The sequence below is a fragment of the Pseudomonas sp. NPDC089428 genome, assembly GCF_044749325.1.
Classification (GTDB): domain Bacteria; phylum Pseudomonadota; class Gammaproteobacteria; order Pseudomonadales; family Pseudomonadaceae; genus Aquipseudomonas.
In genome coordinates this window covers 74,443-96,223 of record NZ_JBIVHT010000006.1, presented here as the reverse complement: position 1 = coordinate 96,223, position 21,781 = coordinate 74,443, and the positions used below count along the sequence as shown (strand labels likewise).

At 63.7% G+C, this 21,781-nt stretch carries 13 protein-coding genes; 5 read left to right on the top strand and 8 right to left on the bottom strand.

The genetic code is table 11. The annotated features are described in order from the left end of the window. Window positions 1-57: 57 nt before the first annotated feature. Both ACIPZ5_RS13590 and ACIPZ5_RS13585 read right to left on the bottom strand, forming a co-directional pair. Window positions 58-2,193, bottom strand: a complete 2,136-nt coding sequence (locus tag ACIPZ5_RS13590) for a type I secretion system permease/ATPase (protein ID WP_400809367.1) — start codon at window positions 2,191-2,193, stop codon at window positions 58-60. 75 nt (window positions 2,194-2,268) lie between these two features. Next, window positions 2,269-3,642 (bottom strand): TolC family outer membrane protein, encoded by a 1,374-nt coding sequence (locus ACIPZ5_RS13585; RefSeq protein ID WP_261943117.1) that lies wholly within the window; start codon window positions 3,640-3,642, stop codon window positions 2,269-2,271. A 467-nt stretch (window positions 3,643-4,109) separates the two neighbouring features. On the opposite strand from ACIPZ5_RS13585, the gene ACIPZ5_RS13580 reads away from it, so the two are divergent. Then, window positions 4,110-11,981, top strand: coding sequence for a retention module-containing protein (locus ACIPZ5_RS13580; protein WP_400809112.1), 7,872 nt, complete (start codon window positions 4,110-4,112; stop codon window positions 11,979-11,981). 125 nt (window positions 11,982-12,106) lie between these two features. Here ACIPZ5_RS13580 and ACIPZ5_RS13575 read toward each other — a convergent pair whose 3' ends face one another. Together ACIPZ5_RS13575 and ACIPZ5_RS13570 are read right to left on the bottom strand one after the other, a co-directional pair. Next, window positions 12,107-12,472 carry a YbaN family protein gene (locus ACIPZ5_RS13575; RefSeq protein ID WP_261943119.1) on the bottom strand — a complete coding sequence of 122 codons (366 nt, stop codon included), beginning with the start codon at window positions 12,470-12,472 and terminating at the stop codon, window positions 12,107-12,109. Window positions 12,473-12,479: 7 nt separating this feature from the next. Continuing rightward, window positions 12,480-13,067, bottom strand: a complete 588-nt coding sequence (locus tag ACIPZ5_RS13570) for a YecA family protein (RefSeq protein WP_012315632.1) — start codon at window positions 13,065-13,067, stop codon at window positions 12,480-12,482. 246 nt (window positions 13,068-13,313) lie between these two features. On the opposite strand from ACIPZ5_RS13570, the gene recQ reads away from it, so the two are divergent. Further along, complete coding sequence (recQ, locus tag ACIPZ5_RS13565) at window positions 13,314-15,458, top strand: DNA helicase RecQ (RefSeq protein WP_261943120.1); 2,145 nt, start codon at window positions 13,314-13,316, stop codon at window positions 15,456-15,458. Window positions 15,459-15,596: 138 nt separating this feature from the next. Then, window positions 15,597-16,034, top strand: coding sequence for a MarR family transcriptional regulator (locus tag ACIPZ5_RS13560; protein ID WP_261943121.1), 438 nt, complete (start codon window positions 15,597-15,599; stop codon window positions 16,032-16,034). Between the two features lie 33 nt (window positions 16,035-16,067). On the opposite strand, the gene ACIPZ5_RS13555 is transcribed toward ACIPZ5_RS13560, so the two are convergent. Beyond that, the gene (locus ACIPZ5_RS13555) at window positions 16,068-18,254 is read right to left on the bottom strand and encodes a patatin-like phospholipase family protein (RefSeq protein WP_343596285.1); all 2,187 of its coding nucleotides are present in this window, start codon (window positions 18,252-18,254) and stop codon (window positions 16,068-16,070) included. A 67-nt stretch (window positions 18,255-18,321) separates the two neighbouring features. Between ACIPZ5_RS13555 and ACIPZ5_RS13550 the strand changes: the two genes are divergently transcribed. Beyond that, window positions 18,322-18,603, top strand: coding sequence for a SelT/SelW/SelH family protein (locus tag ACIPZ5_RS13550; protein WP_229609108.1), 282 nt, complete (start codon window positions 18,322-18,324; stop codon window positions 18,601-18,603). Window position 18,604: 1 nt separating this feature from the next. Here ACIPZ5_RS13550 and ACIPZ5_RS13545 read toward each other — a convergent pair whose 3' ends face one another. Continuing rightward, window positions 18,605-19,495, bottom strand: a complete 891-nt coding sequence (locus tag ACIPZ5_RS13545; protein ID WP_343596280.1) for a DMT family transporter — start codon at window positions 19,493-19,495, stop codon at window positions 18,605-18,607. A 155-nt stretch (window positions 19,496-19,650) separates the two neighbouring features. Continuing rightward, window positions 19,651-20,415: a helix-turn-helix domain-containing protein gene (locus ACIPZ5_RS13540; RefSeq protein ID WP_400809109.1), complete on the bottom strand. Its 765-nt coding sequence runs from the start codon at window positions 20,413-20,415 to the stop codon at window positions 19,651-19,653. Window positions 20,416-20,541: 126 nt separating this feature from the next. Between ACIPZ5_RS13540 and ACIPZ5_RS13535 the strand changes: the two genes are divergently transcribed. Continuing rightward, window positions 20,542-21,351 carry a UDP-2,3-diacylglucosamine diphosphatase gene (locus ACIPZ5_RS13535; RefSeq protein WP_400809107.1) on the top strand — a complete coding sequence of 270 codons (810 nt, stop codon included), beginning with the start codon at window positions 20,542-20,544 and terminating at the stop codon, window positions 21,349-21,351. Here the strand turns inward: ACIPZ5_RS13535 and ACIPZ5_RS13530 are convergent. Next, complete coding sequence (locus ACIPZ5_RS13530) at window positions 21,348-21,659, bottom strand: DUF962 domain-containing protein (protein ID WP_261943126.1); 312 nt, start codon at window positions 21,657-21,659, stop codon at window positions 21,348-21,350. The two genes, ACIPZ5_RS13535 and ACIPZ5_RS13530, sit on opposite strands and share 4 nt — an antisense overlap. Between the last annotated feature and the right edge of the window lie 122 nt (window positions 21,660-21,781).

Below are 21,781 nucleotides of genomic sequence, written 5' to 3'. Positions count from 1 at the left end.
GCCCACCTCACTTTTCTCAGTGACAAGCCCGCTCCCACAGGGGTCGAGTATGTTGAGTCAAAGGGCCGAGCCGATACGGCCCTTGCGCAGGGCGTCGACCACCGCATCCTTCGGCCCGTCGGCGACGATCTTGCCGTTGTCCAGCACCACCAGCCGGTCCACCAGGCTGAGCATCGAGGTGCGGTGTGTGACCAGTAGCACGGTCTTGCCCGGCACCCAGCCCAGCAGGCGCTGGCGCAGTTGCTCTTCGCTGCTGTTGTCCATGTGGCTGGAGGGTTCGTCGAGGATCAGGATCGGTGGCTCCAGCAGCAGCGCACGGGCCAGCAGCACGGCCTGGCGCTGGCCACCGGAGAGCAACTGGCCACGCTCGCCCACCGGGCGGTCGAAACCGTTCGGGTGCTGCCGGGCCAGCTCGCTGACGCCGGTCAGTTCGGCCACTTCGAGCATGCGCGCATCGCTGATGTGGCGCGCGCCCAGGGTCAGGTTGTCGCGCAGGCTGCCGGCCAGCAGGGGCAGGTCATGGGCAACGTAGCCAATCTGGCTGCGCAAGTCGGCGATGTCCAGCTGGCGCAGGTCGAGGTTGTCCAGCAGTACCTGGCCCTCATCGGGGTGATGAAAACCCATCAACAGGCGCCCCAACGTGCTTTTGCCAGAGCCGCTGCGGCCGATGATGCCGATGCGCTCGCCGGGGGGGACGGCCAGTTGCACATCGTGCAGCGCCGGGCTGACCTGCCCTGGGTAGCGGAAGGTGACGTGGCTCAGCGCCAGCGCCCCCTTGAGCGTGGTGTGTTCAAGTGCCTGCTGGTCGGGCTGGCGCTCCTGGGGCAGGGCCATCAGGGCGTCGGTACTGCGCATGGTCAGCTGCGCCTGCTGGTAGCGGGTGATCAACCCGGCGATCTGGCCGAGCGGCGCGAGCACCCGGCTGCCAAGCATGTAGCTGGCGACCAGGGCACCGACGCTGAGGTTGCCGGCGATGATGCTATAGACCCCGGCAACGATGGTGGCCATGCCGCAGAATTGCTGGATGAACAGCGTGCCGTTGCTGGCCAGCGATGACAGGTTGCGGGCGTGGGCGTCGAGGCGGGCAATGGCGGCATTGGTGTGCTCCCACTGGTACTGGCGCTCGCTTTCGGCGCCACAGGCCTTGAGGGTTTCCAGGCCGCCCAGGGTTTCGATCAGCAGGGCCTGGCGCACGGCACCGAGGCTCAGGCTTTTCTGCACGGTGTCGCGCAGGCGGGCCTGGATGATCAAGGCAAAGCCCACCGCCAGCGGGAAGGCGATCAGCGGGATCAGCACCAGCCAGCCACCGAGCAGGCCGATCACCAGCAGCATCAGGGCCACGAAGGGCAGGTCGATGATGCTGGTCAGGGTGACCGCTGTGAGGAATTCACGCAGGCCCTGGAAGTCATGGATGCTCTGGGCGAAACCACCGATGGTGGCGGGCTTGGCTTTCATGGCCATGCCGGTGATGCGCTCGAACAGGGTGGCGGAGAGGATCAGGTCGGTTTTCTTGCCGGCCTGGTCCAGCAGGTGCGCGCGGACCATACGCAGCACCAGCTCGAAGGCGGTGCCGATGAACAGGCCGGCGACCAGCACCCACAAGGTCGATAGCGCCTGGTTGGGGACCACGCGGTCGTAGGTCTGCATGACGAACAGCGGCACCATCAGGCCAAGCAGGTTGATCAGCAGGCTGGCCAGCAGGGCGTCGCCATACAGCCAACGGGAATGGCGCAGGGTGTCGCGGAACCAGGCGTTGACCCGCGGCAGCAGCGGGGAGCGCACGTCTTCCAGGGTATGCCGCGGGCGGGCGAACAGGGCGTGGCCGCTGTAGGCCTGCTGCAGCGCTTCACGCTCGACCCATTGCTCGCCGCCTTCGGCCTCGCAGGGCAGGATCAGCGCACGGCCGTCATCGCCCCAGCGTTGCAACACCGCGCTGCGGCCATTGCCGAGCAACAGCAGCACAGGCAGGTTGAGCGCCGAGATGTCATCCAGCGCACGCTCCAGTACCCGCCCTTGCAGGCCAGCACGCGCCGCGGCCCGCGGCAGCAGATCGGCACCGAGACGCTGCTGGGCCAGGGGCAGGCCGCTGCACAGGCTGGCGCGGCTGGCCGGGCGGCCGTGCAGCCGGCACAGGATCAGCAGGCCATCGAGCAGTGGGTCATCGACATCCGGGCGCGGCTGCGCGCTTTGCATACTGGTCACGATGGCCTACTCCCGCCAGGGTGGATGGGTTGCTGTGCAGGCGATCCGTGCCAGTGTGCTCGACGCTCAGCGCATGTCGGGCAATCTGGCCTCGGTCCTGACCTCGTTGTTGGCGATAGCCTCCGGTGGTAGCGAAATGCGTTGCTTGTTCAGCAGTTCACCCATGGTCGCCAGCACCCGGTACATCGAGAATTCTTCGGTGTAACGCACTTCGGTGTAGCGGCGGTTGGCGTTGTACAGCTCGTTTTCGCTGTCGAGCACGTCGAGCAGGGTGCGCTGGCCAAGCCCGAACTGGTCCTGGTACGCCGCCCGTACGCGCTGGGTGGTTTCGGCGTACTCACGCGCGGTCGGGGTCTGCTTGCGGGCGTTGTTCATGGCGTTCCAGGACAGGCTGAGGTTCTCGGTCAGCTCGCGCAGCGCGTTGTTGCGGATGTCCAGGGCCTGGTTGATCTTGTGCGCATCGGATTGCAGCCGGGCTTTGTCACTGCCGCCACGGAAAAGGTTGTAACTGAGCTCGACGCCAGCTTGCCAGTCGTTGTTGCTGTGGCCTTTCTCGCCGCCGATGTTGTTGTTGGCGCCGGTGGCCAGCACGGCGTCCAGGCGCGGGTAGAACGGCGACTTGGCCACTTCGTACTGCTGTTCGGCGGCGTTGACGTCGGCCTGGGCCGACTTGAGATACGGGTTGTTCTGGCGCATGCCTTCGCGCGCTTGATCGAGGGTGGCGGGTATTTCCACCTTGATCGACTGCGGCCCTTCCAGCTCGTCAGGCACGCGGCCTACCACGCTGTAGAAGTTGGCTTCGGCATCGGCGAGGTCGACTTCGGCGGTATCCAGGTTGTTTTCTGCCAGGGCGCGACGGGCGCGGGACTGGTCGAGGTCGGCGGTGCTGCCAACGCCGCGTTCGCTGCGCAGGCCGATCTGGTCGTTGACGCGCAGGTGTGCCTGCAGGTTGTTCCTGGCAAGGTCCACCAACTCTCGACGCTTGAGCACTTCCAGGTACACCTCGACGGTACGCAAGGCTACATCTTGGGCGATGGCCTGGGTGTAGTAGGCCCGAGAAGTCGCCACTGCCTCGGTGCGGCCCACTTCATTGGCGGTGTTGAAGCCGTCGAAGATCATCTGCCGCAGGCGCAGTTCCGACTGTGTGTAGTTCAAGGTCTCCTTGTTGTGGTTGGTCGTGCCGTCCGGGTTGAGGCCACGGGTATTGAGGTTGTCCGAACGCTGGCGCCCATAACCTGCCACCAGGTCGACGGTCGGGTAGTAGCCACCACGAGCGAATTTGACGTCCTCATCGGCCGAAAGCTTGCTGTTGCGGTTGGAGCTGATCTGCGGGTGGTAGTCCACGGCACTCTGGATAGCTTCGTTGAGGGACATCGCCTCGACGTTCGTGCATGCCATGGCTACCAGCATTGCGCTGGCGAGGGGGGTTGGAACGCGCATGGGGCTACTTCTCCCTGGTCACAAAAAATCCTGCTTTTCGCCAATAAAATGACGATTTTTATAGTTCAAACCGTTTCATGTTTGTAACAACAGAGCTAAGAACATTTAACGCGCGAGCTAAGAAGATTTTTTCATAACGCCTATGCGAAAAAAAACTTATGCGGTCTATGCAAAGCAAGACATTGTTTCATCCAAGTGAATTCGCGAGCCGTTGCAAGGCGCGACTTTCAAGCACTTCTGTAAGGTCCAGTTTTTTTTCAGCTAAGGATGCGGAACGGATAGGTGAAAGTGGAATTTGGCGACAAAAAATTGGCATAAAATGATGGCCAACTTACATTACTACTATCGCCAAAGTAGTGCCTGAGAGAACGATTCTCACCGTTGAGATTTTTCGGACTCCCTGCCCACACCTGCCTACGCAATGCCATTGGCTGAAGTAGCCGATCAGTAAGGGGAGGCGTTCGCTCATGGCAAAGTTAATCGGTGTGGTCAGCAAGGTGATTGGTCAGGTCTACGCGGTTGCCAGCGATGGTAGTCGGCGCCCCCTGATCGAAGGCGACCGACTTTTCGCTGGCGAGCAACTGGAGACCGGTGCTGCAGGGGCCGTGGCGGTGCACCTGCAGAACGGTGCCGAGTTGACGCTGGGCCGCGATAGCCGCCTGGAGATGACGCCGGACCTGCTTGCCAGCCAGGCGCCCCATGGGCAGGGCCACGAGGCTGCGCCGAGCGACGCGCAATTGAGTGACGTAGAACGTATCCAGCGGGCTATTGCCGCTGGCGACGACCCGACCCAGAGCGCCGAGGCAACTGCCGCCGGGCCAGGCAGCGGCAGTGCTTCCGGGGCTGTGGGAGGGGGCCATAGTTTCGTCATGCTGAGTGAGGTGGGCGCCCGCGTCGATCCCGTGGTGGGCTTTCCGACGGCGGGTTTCAATGGCTTTCCCGAACTGGCCAACCGCGAAGTGGGCGGCCTTGACCCCAGCAATGGCAGTTCGCTCAACGGTCGTTCAGTTGGCGGCGGCGATGGCGGAACGGGGCCTGCAGAGCCTTCCACTCCGACGATCGATGAAAATCATCCCGTCACCTTGCTGGGGCTGGATATCGCCCCTGGTGAACTGAGCCTGAACGAGGCGAACCTGCCACTGGGCTCTGCCAGTGATGCGGCGGCCTTGACTCGGCAGGGCAGCTTTACCGTGGTGGCTCACGATGGCGTGTTCAATCTCAGTGTCGGTGGCATCAACGTGGTGACAGGCGGCGTGGTGACCGGCGTTGGCCAGTCGATCACCACCGGGCTGGGCAACATCCTGACGATTACCGGCTACAACTCAAGCACCGGCGAGGTGAGTTACACCTATACGCTCACTGCATCCGGGCAACATATCGAGAACGATGGAGCCAAGTCGCTGACCGAGCAGTTACCGGTCCTGGTCAGTGACAGTGACGGCGATGTCGCCCAAGGCTCGCTGGATGTGATCATCCACGATGATGCGCCACAGGCGTTCGATGATGGCAACGTGGTCAAGGCGACCGAACAGCAAGGCGAGCTGACTGGGAACGTGCTGACCAACGATGTCCAGGGTGCCGACCGTGTGGTGGGTGGCCCGGTCATCGCCGGTACTTACACTGGCACCTACGGCACGCTGGTCCTGGCCGCCGACGGTTCCTACACCTACACGCTCAACCCCAACGCCCCGGACTTCAAGAACCTGGGCGGTGGCGGCAATGGGGTGGAAAACTTCACCTACACGATCAAGGACGCCGACGGCGACACCAGCACGGCGACCCTGACGCTGAACATCAGCAACCTCAACGACCCGGTCACCCTCGATGGCCTGGACGTGCAGAACGGTGAGCTGACCGTTTACGAGAAGCACCTGAGCGACGGCACCGCACCAGACGCGAATGCACTGACCCAGCAAGGCACCTTCAAGGTTACCGCGCCGGATGTACTGCAAAGCCTGACCGTGGGCGGCATCGCAGTGGTCACTGGTGGCGTGGCCGCCGGTTTCCCGCAATCGGTGACCACAGCGCAAGGCAACACCCTGACCATCACCGGCTACAACCCGGGCACCGGGGTGGTGAGCTACAGCTACACGCTCACCGACAACGGCAGCCACCCAGACGGTGCAGGCAGCAACAGCATCAGCGAACACTTCGCTGTGGTTGCCAAGGATGTCGACGGCAGCACCGCCACCGGCAGCCTGGATGTGAACATTGTCGATGATGTGCCGAGGGCAGTGGATGACAGCAACGCTGTCACGGCGACCGAACAGCACACGGAACTGACCGGCAATGTGCTGACCAACGATGTCCAGGGTGCCGACCGCGTGGCGGGTGGCCCGGTCATCGCCGGTACTTACACTGGCACCTACGGCACGCTGGTCCTGGCCGCCGACGGTTCCTACACCTACACGCTCAACCCCAACGCCCCGGACTTCAAGAACCTGGGCGGTGGCGGCAATGGGGTGGAGAACTTCACCTACACGATCAAGGACGCCGACGGCGACACCAGCACGGCGACCCTGACGCTGAACATCAGCAACCTCAACGATCCGGTCACCCTCGATGGCCTGGACGTGCAAAACGGTGAGCTGACCGTCTACGAGAAGCACCTGAGCGACGGCACCGCGCCAGACGCGAATGCACTGACCCAGCAAGGCACCTTCAAGGTTACGGCGCCGGATGGCCTGCAAAGCCTGACCGTGGGCGGTATCGCAGTGGTCACTGGCGGCGTGGCCGCTGGCTTCCCGCAATCGGTGACCACACCGGAAGGCAACACTCTGACCATCACCGGCTACAACCCGAGCACCGGGGTGGTGAGCTACAGCTACACGCTGACCGACAACGGCAGCCACCCAGACGGTGCGGGCTACAACAGCATCAGCGAACACTTCGCAGTGGTTGCCAAGGATGTCGATGGCAGCACCGCCACCGGCAGCCTGGATGTGAACATCGTCGACGATGTGCCGCAGGCTGCGGCGGATTCCACCAGCGTCCTGGAAGGCGGTACTGCCACGGGCAATGTTCTCTGGAATGACAAGTTGGGTGCAGATCAGGCAGGAACCAGCAATGTCGTGGTCGGTGCACGTGCCGGCTCCGATACCTCGACCTCCGCCATCGGCAATCTCAGCACCGCAATCGCCGGCCAGTACGGCACCTTGACCATCGATGCGGCGGGTAACGCGATCTATCACGCCAACCCGAATGCGGTGCTGCCGCCAGGCGCCAGTGATGTATTCGTCTACACCATTCGCGACACTGACGGCGATGAGAGCACCACCACCATCACGATCAATGTGCAGGACTGCTCGCTCGTCGCAGGCCCGGTGGGCGGGGTAACGGTCCATGAAAGCGCGCTGGATGTTCATCAGGATGGCAACGACCTGGCCGCAGGTAGCGTTACCGGCAGCGACCCTGACTCGACGCGTGAAACCGCATCCGGCAGTCTGGCGGGCTCTGCCAGCGGCGGCGTCGGTGCCTTGACCTACAGCCTGGTGAGCGATGCCACCGGCCAGTACGGCCAACTCCACCTGAACGCCGACGGTACCTACACCTACACCCTGACCTCACCGGCCACCTCACCGGCCCACGCCAATGACGGCCCCAATACCGTCACCGAAACCTTCGCCTACCAGGTGAAAGATTCGCTCGGCAACTCGACCACCAGCACCATCGTCATCACCATCGTCGACGACGTGCCGCAAGCCCACAGCGATTACACCAGTGTGTACAAGGGCGACGAGGTGCGCGGCAATGTGCTGTACAACGACGTGGTCGGCGCTGATGTACGCAGCGACGGCAACTACGTGGTCGGCGTACGCGCCGGCAGCGATACTTCGACTTCGGCCATCGGCCAGCTGAACACCCAGGTGAATGGCCAGTACGGCTACCTGACCATCGACGAGAAGGGCAACGCGGTCTACCACTCCAACCCGGACGTGGTGTCGCCGCGCGATGCCGTCGACACCTTCGTCTACACCATCCGCGATGCCGATGGCGACGAAAGCACCACGACGATCACCATCAACGTGCACAACTCGCTGATGGCCTGCGCGGACCGCGATGTCACGGTGTACGAAAACGCCCTGGACCTGCACAAGGACGGCAACGACCTGGCCGCAGGCAGTGTCACCGGCAGCGACCCGGATTCGACCCGCGAAACCGCCAGCGGCACCCTGGTCGGCTCTGCCAGCGGCGGCGTCGGTGCATTGACCTACAGCCTGTTGAGCGATGCCACCGGACAGTACGGCCAACTCCACCTGAATGCCGACGGCACCTACACCTATACCCTGACCTCACCGGCCAACTCGCCGACCCATGCCAATGACGGCCCCAACACGGTCACCGAAACCTTCACCTACCAGGTGAAAGATTCGCTCGGCAACTCGACCACCAGCACCATCGTCATCACCATCGTCGACGACGTGCCGCAAGCCCACAGCGATTACACCAGTGTGTACAAGGGCGACGAGGTGCGCGGCAATGTGCTGTACAACGATGTGGTCGGCGCTGATGTGCGCAGCGACGGTAACTACGTAGTCGGCGTACGCGCTGGCAGCGATACTTCGACTTCGGCCATCGGCCAGCTGAACACCCAGGTGAATGGTCAGTACGGCTACCTGACCATCGACGAGAAGGGCAACGCGGTCTACCACTCCAACCCGGACGTGGTGTCGCCGCGCGATGCCGTCGACACCTTCGTCTACACCATCCGCGATGCCGATGGCGACGAAAGCACCACGACGATCACCATCAACGTGCATGACCCGCGCATCGAAGTGTGCATGGACGGCGGTGTCACAGTGTTCGAAAAAGCTCTGGATGTGAGCAAGGACGGTGGCGATCTGGCTGCAGGTACCGTCACTGGCAGCGACCCGACATCGCCCCTCGAAACAGCTACTGGCAGCTTGGCCGGCTTGGCTTCGGGTGGCATAGGCGCTCTGTCTTACAGCCTGGTGGGTAATGCTGTCGGCCAGTACGGTCAGATTCAGCTCAATGCCGACGGAAGCTACACCTACACCCTGACGTCACCTGCCAGCTCGCCGGTGCATGCCAACGACGGTGCCAACACCGTTACCGAGTCCTTTACCTATCAGGTTCAGGATGCCTATGGCCATTCGGCCACCAGCACCATCGTCATCACCATCGTCGACGACGTGCCGCAAGCCCACAGCGATTACACCAGTGTGTACAAGGGCGACGAGGTGCGCGGCAATGTGCTGTACAACGATGTGGTCGGTGCCGATGTGCGCAGCGATGGCAACTATGTGGTCGGCGTACGCGCCGGTCACGACACCAGCACCTCGGCCATTGGCCAGCTGAACAGCCAGGTGCTTGGCCAGTACGGTTACCTGACCATCGACGAGAAGGGTAATGCGGTCTACCACTCCAACCCGGACGTGGTGTCGCCGCGCGATGCCGTCGATTCATTCGTCTACACCATCCGTGATGCCGATGGTGACGAAAGCACCACGACGATCACCATCAACGTGCATGACCCAAGGCTTGAGGCTTGCGTGGATCGTGATGTCACGGTGTTCGAGAAAGCCCTCGACCTGCACAAGGATGGCAACGACCTGGTGGCGGGAAGCACTACCGGCAGTGAGCCGACCTCGACCGGCGAAACGGCATCCGGCTCGCTGGCAGGTTCGGTTTCCGGTGGCGTGGGGGCACTGACCTACAGTCTGGTGGGCAACGCTGTCGGCCAGTATGGGCAGATCAGCGTCAACCCTGACGGCAGCTACACCTACACGCTGACCTCGCCCGCCAATACCCCGGGTGCCGATTCGGCGGTCGAAAACTTCACCTACAAGGCCACGGATTCGCTAGGCCACAGCATCACCGGCAGCATCGCCATCACCATCGTCGACGATGTGCCCAATGCAGTTTGCGCCGAGCGCATCATCACGCCGGACCAGGTGGATTCCAACATACTGCTGGTGATTGATGTGTCCAGCAGCATGGCCTCGGCTTCGGGCATTCCAGGCATGACCCGCCTGGAAGCGACCAAGCAAGCCATCTCTGCGCTGCTCGACAAATACGACGACATGGGCGACATCAAGGTGCAGATCGTCACCTTCGGCAGTGGCGCGCAAATCCAGTCGGCCGAATGGGTCGGCATCGACGTGGCCAAGTCGATCGTCAACGGCCTGCACGCGGGTGGTTCGACCTACTACGACAGCGCGGCCACCGCTGCGCAGACGGCCTTTGCCCAGAATGGCAAGCTGGCCGATGCGCAGAATGTCAGCTACTTCTTCTCCGATGGCGAGCCTACCTCCGGGCATGCCATCACCGGCGCACGCGAAACCAGCTGGGAAACCTTCCTCGACAGCAATGGTATCAAGGCCTACGCCATCGGCCTGGGCAAGGATATCAATGTCAGCAACCTCGATCCGTTGGCCTACGACGGCAGCAGCCATACCGACACCCATTCGGCTGTCGTTACCAACCTCGACGAGCTCTATGGTGTGCTTTCGGATACCGTGCAAGGCTCACCGATTACCGGCAGCCTGCTCAGCGGTGGCACCTTCGGTGCCGATGGCGGGTTCATCAAGGCACTGCTGGTGGACGGCACTACCTACACCTACGATCCGAAAGGCAACGCGGGGCAGGGCGGATACCTGGCCAGCGGTGGTGCAGACCAGGCCAGCTTCGATACCGTGGGCAATACGCTCACCATCAAGACCAGCCTGGGTGGCAGCCTGCTGGTAAACATGGACAGCGGCGAGTTCACCTATACGCCGCCCAAGGGCAGTGACAGCCAGGTCGAGCGTTTCGGTTTCACCGTCAGTGACAATGACGGCGATACCAGCAGCACCGACCTGATGGTGTGGCTCAATGGCAACCATGCCCCCGTGGCAGTTGCCGACCACGTCATCACCAACATTGCCGGCGCCAGTATCACCCTGCCGTCCGAAGTGTTGCTTGCCAATGACAGTGATGCAGACAACGACCGCCTGAGTGCGGTGCCGATCACCGTCAACACGGACTTCGCCAACAAAGGGGCAGGCTTCACCCTCGGCAACACCGTCCCGAACATCACCTTCGATGGTGATGGCGATTCGCTCGACAACCAGTTCAAGGCCCTGGAGCGCAGCGCCTTCACCACTGCCGCCGGCAGCATGACGGCGGCGTTGGTGGTGCTTGGCTACCTTGGCAACATCAACAGCAGCAACGCCAATGGCGAGGATGTGATCACCGTCAGCCTGCGCAAGGGCGAGACCCTGCAACTGGACCATGACCGCCCCGACGGCAATGTGAGCCTGGCGTGGAAGGATGCCAGCGGCAGCTACCAGCCCATTGCCGATGGCGGCAGCTTCACCGCCAGCCATGACGGTGTGTACAGCATCCATGTGGTCAATCAGGCCAACCCGTCGGACAACAGCAAGGCCGCCGAGAGCTACAAGCTGAGCATGGTGGTCGACTACAGCAACGCCGTGAACGAAGTCCATCAGGCCAGCTACACGGTCAGCGATGGCCACGGCGGCAGTGCTACCGGCGCGGTGGATATCACTTACCAGGCCGGGGCTACCCTGAACGGCACGGCGGGCGATGATGTATTGATGGCAAGCAACGCCGACACCCTTCTCAACGGCGGTGACGGCCATGATGTGCTGGTGGGGGGCGCAGGCAATGACACCCTGCACGGCGGCAATGGCAATGACCTGTTGATCGGCGGCCTTGGCAACGACCTGCTCGATGGCGGGGCGGGCAACGATACCGCCAGCTATGCCTCGGCCACCGGAGGGGTGACGGTCGACCTCAGCCTGACCGGCCCACAACATACCGGTGCCGCCGGTGTCGATACCTTGACCGGCATCGAGAACCTGATCGGCTCTGATTACGGCGACACCTTGATCGGTGATGCTGGCGACAATCTGCTCAACGGGGGCCTGGGCAACGATGTACTCAAGGGCGGCGACGGCAATGACATCATCATCGGCGGGCCCGGCAACGACATCATGACCGGCGGCAACGGCAACGACACCTTCGTCTGGCAGAAGGGCGATACCGGGCATGACACGGTGACCGACTTCACCCCGGGTAGCGATCATCTGGACCTGTCGCAGCTGCTGCAGGGCGAAAATGCCACTGCGGCTTCGCTGGATGACTACCTGCACTTCAAGGTCAGCGGCAGCGGCAGCAATGTGGTCTCGACCATCGAGGTCAGCAGTGTGGCAGGGGCGGCGCCGACTCAGACCATCGACCTGGCGGGGGTCGACCTGGCGCAGCATTACGGGGTGACTGCGGGGGCGGGCGGAGTGGTTTCGGCAGGGCAGGATACTGCGACCATCATCAATGGGATGATCAATGACCATTCGTTGAAGGTGGATACGGTCTAATTTGCCTGTTCCGGCCTCTTCGCGGCTAAAGCCGCTCCCACAGGTCCACCACAGATTTGAAGACTGTGGAGTACTTGTGGGAGCGGCTTTGGCCGCGATGAGGCCAGAACAGGAGTGAGCAGCGTTCAACCGGGCCGGCGCAGGGTCTTCTGCTTGAGGATGTACAGGCTTACCAGCACCGCACTGGTGAGCATGAAGGTCCTGGCCCAGAACAGCGGCACCAGGTAGCAGGACAGACCGATGCTTGCCCACATCAGGCCGATGGCGTAGACCTTGCCCTTGAGCGGAATGCCCTCGCCACTCAGGTAGTCACGGATCCACGGCCCAAGCTTGGGGTGGTTGACCAGCCAATCGTGAAAGCGCGGTGAGCTGCGGGCGAAGCAGGCTGCCGCCAGCAGCAGGAACGGGGTGGTGGGCAATACCGGCAGGAAGATCCCCAGCACCCCCAGCGCAACACTGAGCCAGCCGACGGCCAGCAGCAGGTAGCGCACGGCCGACTCAGTGATGGCGTGGCTTGAGCAGTGCCGGCTTCTCGTCGGGAGCGTGCAGCAGCAGGAACAGCGCGCTCAGCGCTTCCGGGATCTGCACGATCATGTCGTCCTGCAGGTTGGCGTTGCTGGCGATGTCGGCGAACTCAGGCTGTTCGTCGAACAGGCCGGAACCGACCATGATCGGCAGGAGCATCTCGCTGACTTCTTCCTCGGCGTTCTCGAACCAGGCCTCTTCACGCAGGAACACGCCCTCCATGAAACCGATGCACCAGCCGCGCAGGTCGGAATCGTCCGGCTCGTCGGTCAGGTCCAGGTCGCATGGCAGGTCGAATTCTTCGTCGCTGGCCAGTTGACGGGCGATGTGGCCTTTGAGGGCCACCAGCGTCGCTTCGATCTCGGTGCGTTGGGCATCGCTGGCGTAATGGGGCTCTTCGGCGAACAGCGCGTCGATCCATTCACGCTCGGGGACGTCCTCGGAGCAGATCGACAGCGCGGTCAGGTAGCCGTGTGCGGCGACGTAGTCCAGCGCTTCTTCGTGCAGCTCGTCGGCGTCGAGGAAGGCTTGCAGGCGGGTCAGTTGCTCGGCGAAGGACATTACAGGGCTACCTTGGGGGAATAAACGATAGTGAATTCTAGCACCTTGCGGCGGCAGCGGGGCAAAGGGAACGTCTGTCACCGGGCATCCTGTGCGGGCCAGCACTGCGGTATACTCCGCCGTTTTTCATCCAGGGCCGGGTTTTCCCGGCCATCTGGCAAAAGCCGCTTACGCTTTTGGCGTGTGCGGAGCGGGTTTTTCGTCCAGCCTGTGTCCAGGATGGTACGGCGATTTGTGGAGTTGCACATGCTCGAACAGGCTCAGCGCGTTCTCAAGGATATCTTCGGTTACGACAGTTTCCGTGGGCGCCAGGCAGCGATCATCGAATGCGTGGCCAATGGCGGCGATGCCTTGGTGCTGATGCCTACCGGTGGCGGCAAGTCCCTGTGCTTCCAGGTGCCCGGCCTGTTGCGCCCTGGCCTGACGGTGGTGGTGTCGCCGCTGATCGCGCTGATGGACGACCAGGTCGCCACCCTCGACGAACTGGGCGTCGCTGCGGCGGCGCTGAACTCCACGCTGAGCCCCGAGCAGCAGCGTGACCTGGCCGGGCGCCTGCGCCGGGGCGAGGTGAAGATGCTCTATCTGGCGCCGGAGCGCCTGGTGCAGCCACGCATGCTGGACTTCCTGCGCGGCCTTGACATCTCGCTGTTCGCCATCGACGAAGCCCACTGTGTGTCGCAATGGGGCCACGACTTCCGTCCCGAGTACCTGCAACTGGGGCAGCTGGCCGAGCTGTTCCCGCACGTGCCGCGAATCGCCCTGACCGCCACCGCCGACATGCGAACCCGCGAGGAGATCGTCCAGCGCCTGCACCTGCAGGGCGCCGAGCGTTTCCTGTCGAGCTTCGACCGGCCGAACATCTTCTATCGCATCGTGCCCAAGGAGGCGCCGCGCAAGCAACTGATGGCCTTCCTCGGCGAGCGCCGTGGCAATGCCGGCATCGTCTACTGCCTGTCGCGCAAGAAGGTCGATGAAACCGCTGCGTTTCTCTGCGAGCAAGGTTTTCCGGCATTGCCCTACCACGCCGGCCTTGCCGCCGAGACACGCGCCGCCAACCAGCATCGCTTCCTCAACGAGGAAGGGCTGATCATGGTCGCCACCATTGCCTTCGGCATGGGCATCGACAAGCCCAACGTGCGCTTCGTTGCCCACCTCGACCTGCCCAAGTCGCTCGAGGCCTATTACCAGGAAACCGGCCGTGCTGGCCGTGACGGCCTGCCATCGGATGCCTGGATGGCCTACGGCCTGCAGGACATGGTGATGCTCAAGCAGATGCTGCAGAACTCCGAAGGTGACGAGCGCCACAAACGCATCGAACAGCACAAGCTCGACGCCATGCTGGCCCTGTGCGAAGAAACCCGCTGCCGCCGCCAGTCGCTGCTGGCCTATTTCGACGAAATCCTCGAACAACCCTGCGGCCACTGCGACAACTGCGTCGATCAGATCCAGACCTGGGACGCCACCGAGCCTGCCCGCCAGGCGTTGTCGGCAGTGTTCCGCACTGGCCAGCGCTACGGCGTCGGCCACCTGGTCGACGTGCTGCTGGGCAAGGACACCGAGAAGGTGCGCAACTTCGGCCACGAGAAGCTTTCGGTATTCGGCGTAGGCAAGGGCCTGGCCGAGGCCGAGTGGCGTTCGCTGTTCCGCCAACTGGTGGCGCGCGGCCTGGTCGACATCGACCTTGAAGGCTATGGTGGCTTGCGTCTGTCCGACAGCTGCCGGCCGTTGCTGCGTGGTGAGGTGAACCTGCAATTGCGCCGCGACCTCAAGCCGCAGACCGTGGCCAAGGCTTCTTCCAGCGGCGGCAGCCCGGCCAGCCAGCTGGTGCGCGCCGAAGAGCGCGAACTGTGGGAGGCGCTGCGAACCCTGCGGCGCAAGCTGGCCGAAGAGCACAGCGTGCCGCCCTATGTCATATTCCCCGATTCCACCCTGCTGGAAATGCTCCGCAGCCAGCCGACCAGCCTCAGCGACATGGCCCAGGTCAGTGGCGTGGGGGCGCGCAAGCTGGAGCGCTATGGCCAGGCCTTCCTCGAGGTGCTCAATGGCGCCGGTGGCACGGAGGAGGCGCCAAAGGTGGTGCTCGACCTGCGCCATGAACTGGTCAGCCTGGCGCGCGCCGGCATGACGCCAGCGCAGATCGCCGGGCAGCTCAACTGCAGCGAGAAGAACGTGTACAGCTTGCTGGCCGAGGCCCTTGGCCGCCAGGAGCTGAGCCTGGAGCAGGCACTGGACCTGCCGGAAGACCTGATGATGGAAGTGCAGGACGCCTTCCTCGACGGCGAGGGCGAACTGCCGCCGGTATCGGCGATTGCCCCCTTGTTCGGCGCACGGGTGCCAGAAGGCGTGCTGTACTGTGTGCGTGCGGCACTGGCGGCGGAGTTCGAGCTCTGATGGGCGGCATTTCCGTCAACTGCTGATGCTTGTCATCCTTTTTGACGATTATCGGACGTTTCCGGGTCGGGCAGCCTTGCCTGATGCCTCGGAGCATGGTTAGCTGACTAACAATTAGTTCTAGTCTATGAGTTGCTTATGCCCCTGACTGACAACCAACACCGCTTCGGCATGCAGCTGGCGCAGATGTCCCGCGGCTGGCGTGCCGAGCTGGATCGCCGCCTGGCCGGGCTCAACCTGTCCCAGGCGCGCTGGCTGGTGTTGCTGCACCTGGCCCGCTTCGAGGAGGCGCCCACCCAGCGTGAGCTGGCGCAAAGCGTGGGCGTTGAAGGCCCGACCCTGGCGCGGCTGCTCGACAGCCTGGAAAGCCAGGGCCTGGTACGTCGCCAGGCGGTGCTGGAAGACCGGCGGGCGAAGAAGATCCTGCTGTGCCCACCGGCCAAGCCGCTGATCGACCAGATCGAGACCATTGCCAACGCCCTGCGCCTGGAGCTGTTCACGGGCGTGGATGAGGCGGATCTGGAAGTGTGCATGCGGGTGCATGCCAAGATTCTCGCCAACCTGGAAAAATCCTGATCCCTCCGGGGGCCGCAAAGCGGCCCCGGCAATCTAGAAGGTATGCCCCAGGTTCAGATACACCGACTGCTCATTCGCACTGTTGGCCCCATAACTCAGGTTCAACGGCCCCAGCGGTGTCTCCAGCCCCAGGAAGATGCTCGCCGCATTGATGTAGCCGCTGTCGAACTCGTTGTCGTTGTTCCAGGCCCGCCCACGTTCCAGCGACCCGCCGATATACAACGGAAAGTCCAGTGGCAGATAGGCCCGCGGCGTCAGGCGCCGGTAGTACACCACCCGCAGCAGGCTGACGTTCTGCCCTGACACCGAGTCCTGGCGGAAGCCCGACAGCTCCCGCGCACCCCCCAGCACGAAACTCGAGGTCACCACCTCGGTAGGGTCCAGCGTGCGCCCGTAGCGCCCACCCAGCACAAAGGTGTTCGCCCCGACGCTCAAGGCCTTGTCCAGGTTCAGCAGCCACTGCCGGTAGTCGTTATCCGAATCCAGCGACTTGTCGTACTTGCGCAAGGTCAGGCCGATGTCCTCGCCACGGTGCGGGAAGTACACGTTGTCGAGGGTGTCGAACGAATACTTCAGCTCGTAGAAACCTTCGTTGAAGCTGACCGAGGGCAGGTCTTGGTCGCCAATGCGCACTTCGGCCTCGCCCCAGGCCTTGCCCACGCCCAGGCGCACTTCGCCGGACGTGCCGATCTGGCGACCGACGTTTAGGCCAAAGCCATAGCGCTCCAGCCGGTACTCGGCGATCGGGTCGTTGTCCAGGGTCGCCTCTATGTTCTGCGAGCCAAGGTCAAGGTACGGCGCGACGAAGTAGCGCGAACCCACGTCCAGGGGCTGATAGAACTCGCTGTACAGCTCCTGCTGGTCACCGAACTGGGCACGGGTCAGCCATTCCGCGCCCAGTCGGTTGATGCCGTTCATGCGGTAGCTGGCGCCGAGGTTGAAGGCGCTGTCGCCGCGAAGGTCGTCCGACAGGTTCAGGCCCAGGCGCAGGTAGTCGGTGCCACCGCGCTTGCCGCGGGCATTGATCACCAGGGTGTTGTCATTGCCCTTGTGCACCACGCGGTATTGCACCCGGTCGAAGTAGTCCAGGCCGTACAGGGTGCCCATGTCGGTCTGCAGGCGGTCGAGCGCCAGCGGCTCGCCAATCGGCTGGCGGATATAGTAGCGGATCACGTCGTCGCTGACCTTGGAGTCGTTCTCGATCCTGATGGCGGTGATCACCGGCGTGCGCTGGCCTGGCGAGCGCGCCACGGCGAGGCTGGCGTCGCGCTCTGGTTGGCGCAGCGTGGCCAGGCGCGTGTCGAGCAGGCGGGTGGCGCGGTAGCCGGCGTCGATCATGTCCTGGGCACGGCCGAAGTCGGTGACGCCGAACGCGGCCAGCTGCGGCTGGATCAGGATGTCGTCGCGGTGCAGGCTGGCCAGCTGCTCCTCGGAATTGCGCCGGGTCATCAGGGTGATCGACTGGTTGAGCACGTCGACCACCGTGGCCAGTTGCTTGCGGTCGCGCAGCGGGGTGCCGATGTCGACGACGATGGCCAGGTCGACGCCCATTTCCCGGGCCACGTCGAGCGGGATGTTGTCGACCATGCCACCATCCACCAGCAGGCGGCCATCCAGTTCGACCGGGGCGAACACGGCCGGGATCGACATGCTCGCGCGAATCACCTGCGGCAGGTGGCCACGGCTGAACACCACCTTTTCGCCGCTGGCGATGTCGGTGGCCACGGCGCGGAAGGGGATTGGCAGCTTGTCGAAGTCGCGGGTGTCGGCGGTATGGGCCAGCTTGCTTTCCAGCAGCAGCGCCAGGTTCTGGCCCTGGATCACACCCAGGGGCAGGCCGAGGCTGCCGTCGTCGCGAAAGCTCAGCTTCTGTTTGACCAGGAAGTCGCGGTCATCCTGTTTGCGCCGGAACGGCACATCCTTGCGTGGCGGTGCATCGGACAGCGCCTGCTGCCAGTCCAGCGTGGTGGCGAGTTTTTCCAGCTCTTCGACGCTGTAGCCAGAGGCATACAGCCCGCCCACCACTGCGCCCATGCTGGTGCCGGCGATGGCGTCGATGTGTATGCCCTGTTCCTCCAGGGCCTTGAGCACGCCGATATGGGCCAGGCCGCGGGCGGCACCGCCAGACAGCACCAGGCCGACCTTGGGGCGGGCAGGCTCGGCGGCAAAGACGGTGAGGGCAGTGAGCGTCAGCAAAAGGCAGAACAGCAGGCGGCGCATCGTGAGTCTCAAACCGAAGGCTAAAGACCGCTAGTATAAGCGGCCCCTTACCTGGAGATGCCTCAGCATGGCCAACAACAAGCCGGAAATCGTCATCACATATTGCACGCAGTGCCAATGGCTGCTGCGCGCCGCCTGGTTGGCCCAGGAACTGCTCAGCACCTTCACCGATGACCTCGGCCGGGTGGCGCTGGAGCCGGGCACTGGCGGGATCTTCCGCATCACCTGCAATGGCGTGCAGATCTGGGAGCGCAAGGCCGACGGTGGCTTCCCCGAGGCCAAGGTGCTCAAGCAGCGCGTACGCGACCAGATCGACCCGCAGCGCGACCTGGGCCACAACGATCGCTGAGTCAGGCGCCCTCGGCCACGGCCTTGTGCCGCGGCGGTTGTTCGGCGGCCAGGCGGCTGGACAGCACGATGGCGAAGATGATCAGCACGCCGCCCAGCAGCATGCGCAGGGTGGGCGTTTCGGCGAACACCGCCCAGGCCACGGCGATGCCGTAGACCGGTTCCATGGCGAACACCACGGCGGCGGTACGCGCCTTGATCACCGAGAGGCTGGCCACGAACAGGCTGTGGGCGACACCGGTGCAGAAGATGCCGAGCAGGGCGATCCACAGCCAGTCCATGCTGGCCACCTGGCTCAGGCCCGGGCCGGCGAAGGGCAGCAGGCACAAGCCGACCACCAGGTTCTGCCACAGCGCCGCCTGCACGGCCGGCAAGCGCCCTGAGCCGGCACGGTTGGTCAGCGACAGCAGCGAGAACAGCAAGCCGGAGAGCAAAGCCCAGAGCAGGCCGCCAGTGGCCTGGCTGGCCAGGTCGAATTCTGGAGTGACCAGTATCAGGCCGATGCTGACCAGCGCCACCAGCACGCCTTCATTGCGGCGGATGCGCTCGCGAAACAGCAAGCCCTCGAGGATCACGGTGAAGGCCGGGAAGCTGGCAAAACCCAGGGTGGCAATGGCCACGCCACCGACTTTCACGGCGATGAAGAAGCTGACCCAATGGCCGGCCAGCAGAACGCCGCCGAGCAGCAGGCGGCGTATGTCCTGGCTGCTCAGGCGTCGCCAGCCGGGGCCGGTGAGGCTGGCGAACAGCGCCAGGGCCAGCACGGCGAAGGCGGCGCGGCCAAAGACGATGATCGCCGGGCTGGCGCTGGCGGCCAGTTTGCCGAAGACGCCGGTCAGGCCGAAGAACAGCGCGCCGATGTGCAGGGCGCCGAGGGCAGTGCGGTGGTTCATGTTGGGTCCTTGCTCGAATCTTTACTGGCTGTGCCGGCCTCATCGCGGATAAATCCGCTCCTACAGGTACCGCGTAGGAGCGGATTTATCCGCGATGAGGCCGGTGCAGCAAAGTGTAAATCCTCAGGGCAACAGCTTCTGTCGCCATCCTGCTGTCAGTTGTCGCCAGGCTCTCGCCGCATGGCCAACGGCGAGCAACCAAACGCGCGCAGCATCGCCGCCGAAAATGCGCTCTGCGAGCTATACCCCACCTGCGCCGCAATCTCCCCCATCGGCAGCAACGTCTGCGTGACCAGCCGCCTTGCCTTGAGCAGGCGCCGCTGGCGGATGTAGTCCATCGGCGTCATGCCGCACTCGGCGGTAAACCGTGCATGCAGCCGGGTACTGGACAAGCCGGCGATGCGCGCCAGGTCGGCCACCTGCAACGGGTACGCTGCATGCTCTTCGATATGCGCGTCGAATGCCGCATAGGGCAGGCGATGGCTGGGTGTGACGATGGCCGAGGCGCTGGGGTTGAGGCTGGCCAGCAACAGCACCGCGCCTTGCCGGGCGATCAGTGGGTCGTCCATGGGGCTCGCCGCCAGCCAGTCCACCAGTTGCTGTTGGCGATCATCAAGCCCCAGTGCCCCAGGCTGGTCGAGCAGGCGCCTGCTGGCATCGGCATGGGCCCCCAGCTGCTCATGCAGCCAGTGCTCACCGGGCACGTCCAGCACCAGGCAATCGCTGCCGACAGCGCTGTCGCAGGTATGATGAGCGCCGGCGGGTACCACCACCAGCCCCTGGCGGGCGACCCTGGCGCCGCGGCCCTGTACCTCGAAATCCAGGCGCCCGTGCAGGCCGAACACCAATTGCGGGTGTTCGTGGCTGTGGGCGATCAGCTCATCGCGGTAGTGGCGCAAGGAAAGTATCGGGCCGGCCATGGGGCTTCCTCGTGGGGCTGCCAGCCATTGTGCCGCATTCCTGGCACGCCATCACTCGTCACATCCCTGCCACCACCCTGTCACCTGTGCCTGCCAGTCTCCAGCAAACAGCGCCGGAGCCTGCCCATGACCCATGCCGAATTTTCCCGCCCGTCACGCAAGCAGCGCGTGCGCACGCTGTGGATATCCGACGTGCACCTGGGCACGCGTGACTGCCAGGCCGAACACCTGTCGCAGTTCCTCAAGGGCTACCAGGCCGACCGCATCTACCTGGTCGGCGACATCATCGATGGCTGGAAGCTGCGCGGCGGCATCTACTGGCCGCAAGCCCACAGCAACCTGATCCGCCGCCTGCTGACCATGAGCAAGCGCGGTACCGAGGTGATCTACGTCACCGGCAATCATGATGAATTCCTGCGCCGTTACTCGAAGCTGATGCTGGGCAACATCCAGTTGGTGGACGAGGCCGAGCACCTGACTGCCGATGGCCGCCGGCTGCTGGTGATCCATGGTGACCAGTTCGACGTGATCACCCGCTATCACCGCTGGCTGGCCTTCCTGGGGGACCGTGCCTACGAGTTCACCCTGGTGCTCAACCGCTGGCTCAACCACTGGCGTGCGCGCTACGGGTATGGCTACTGGTCGCTGTCGGCGTACCTCAAGCACAAGGTCAAGGGGGCGGTGAATTTCATCAGCGACTTCGAGGATGCGATTGCCCATGAGTGCACCCGCCGTGGATTTCACGGGGTGGTGTGCGGGCATATCCACCACGCCGAAATACGCAAGGTCGGCGAGGTGGATTACCTCAATTGTGGCGATTGGGTCGAATCATGCACGGCGCTGATCGAGCACTGGGACGGCAGCATCGAGCTGTACCGGCTGGCTGACGCGCAGGCGCGCAAGGCACAGGCGGCAGCCCTGCGTGAGCCGGCCTAGAGGCTGATCCGGCCAAGCAGGATGTCGCGGAACATGGCGAAATCACCCACCAGGCTGTACCAGGGGTGCTTGAACGTCGCCGGTCTGTTGCGCTCGTAGAAGAAGTGCCCCACCCAGGCGAAGCCGTACCCGCAAAGCGGCACTGCCAGCAACAGCAACCACTTCCCGCTGCCGATGGTGTAAGCCAGCAAGGCGATCACCAGGCTGGTGCCGACAAAGTGCAGGCGCCGACAGGTGGGGTTGCTGTGCTCCCCCAGATAATACGGATAGAACTCGGCGAAACTGCGAAACTGCGTGGTGCTGGCCATGGGCAGTACTCCGGGATTATCACTTTTTGACAGGATACACGGCGTGGAGCCTGAATCGAGTCTAGAGTGATTGGCGGGGCCGGCCAGTGACAATAGGCGCCAAATGAGTATCCTTGAGGTTA

Coding starts and splice junctions, on each gene's coding strand:
- ACIPZ5_RS13560 (WP_261943121.1), top strand. CDS start 15,597: ATGCCCCTGACTGACAACCAACACCGCTTCGGCATGCAGCTGGCGCAG.
- ACIPZ5_RS13555 (WP_343596285.1), bottom strand. CDS start 18,254: ATGCGCCGCCTGCTGTTCTGCCTTTTGCTGACGCTCACTGCCCTCACC.
- recQ (WP_261943120.1), top strand. CDS start 13,314: ATGCTCGAACAGGCTCAGCGCGTTCTCAAGGATATCTTCGGTTACGAC.
- ACIPZ5_RS13540 (WP_400809109.1), bottom strand. CDS start 20,415: ATGGCCGGCCCGATACTTTCCTTGCGCCACTACCGCGATGAGCTGATC.
- ACIPZ5_RS13550 (WP_229609108.1), top strand. CDS start 18,322: ATGGCCAACAACAAGCCGGAAATCGTCATCACATATTGCACGCAGTGC.
- ACIPZ5_RS13570 (WP_012315632.1), bottom strand. CDS start 13,067: ATGTCCTTCGCCGAGCAACTGACCCGCCTGCAAGCCTTCCTCGACGCC.
- ACIPZ5_RS13590 (WP_400809367.1), bottom strand. CDS start 2,193: ATGCAAAGCGCGCAGCCGCGCCCGGATGTCGATGACCCACTGCTCGAT.
- ACIPZ5_RS13545 (WP_343596280.1), bottom strand. CDS start 19,495: ATGAACCACCGCACTGCCCTCGGCGCCCTGCACATCGGCGCGCTGTTC.
- ACIPZ5_RS13580 (WP_400809112.1), top strand. CDS start 4,110: ATGGCAAAGTTAATCGGTGTGGTCAGCAAGGTGATTGGTCAGGTCTAC.
- ACIPZ5_RS13585 (WP_261943117.1), bottom strand. CDS start 3,642: ATGCGCGTTCCAACCCCCCTCGCCAGCGCAATGCTGGTAGCCATGGCA.
- ACIPZ5_RS13535 (WP_400809107.1), top strand. CDS start 20,542: ATGACCCATGCCGAATTTTCCCGCCCGTCACGCAAGCAGCGCGTGCGC.
- ACIPZ5_RS13530 (WP_261943126.1), bottom strand. CDS start 21,659: ATGGCCAGCACCACGCAGTTTCGCAGTTTCGCCGAGTTCTATCCGTAT.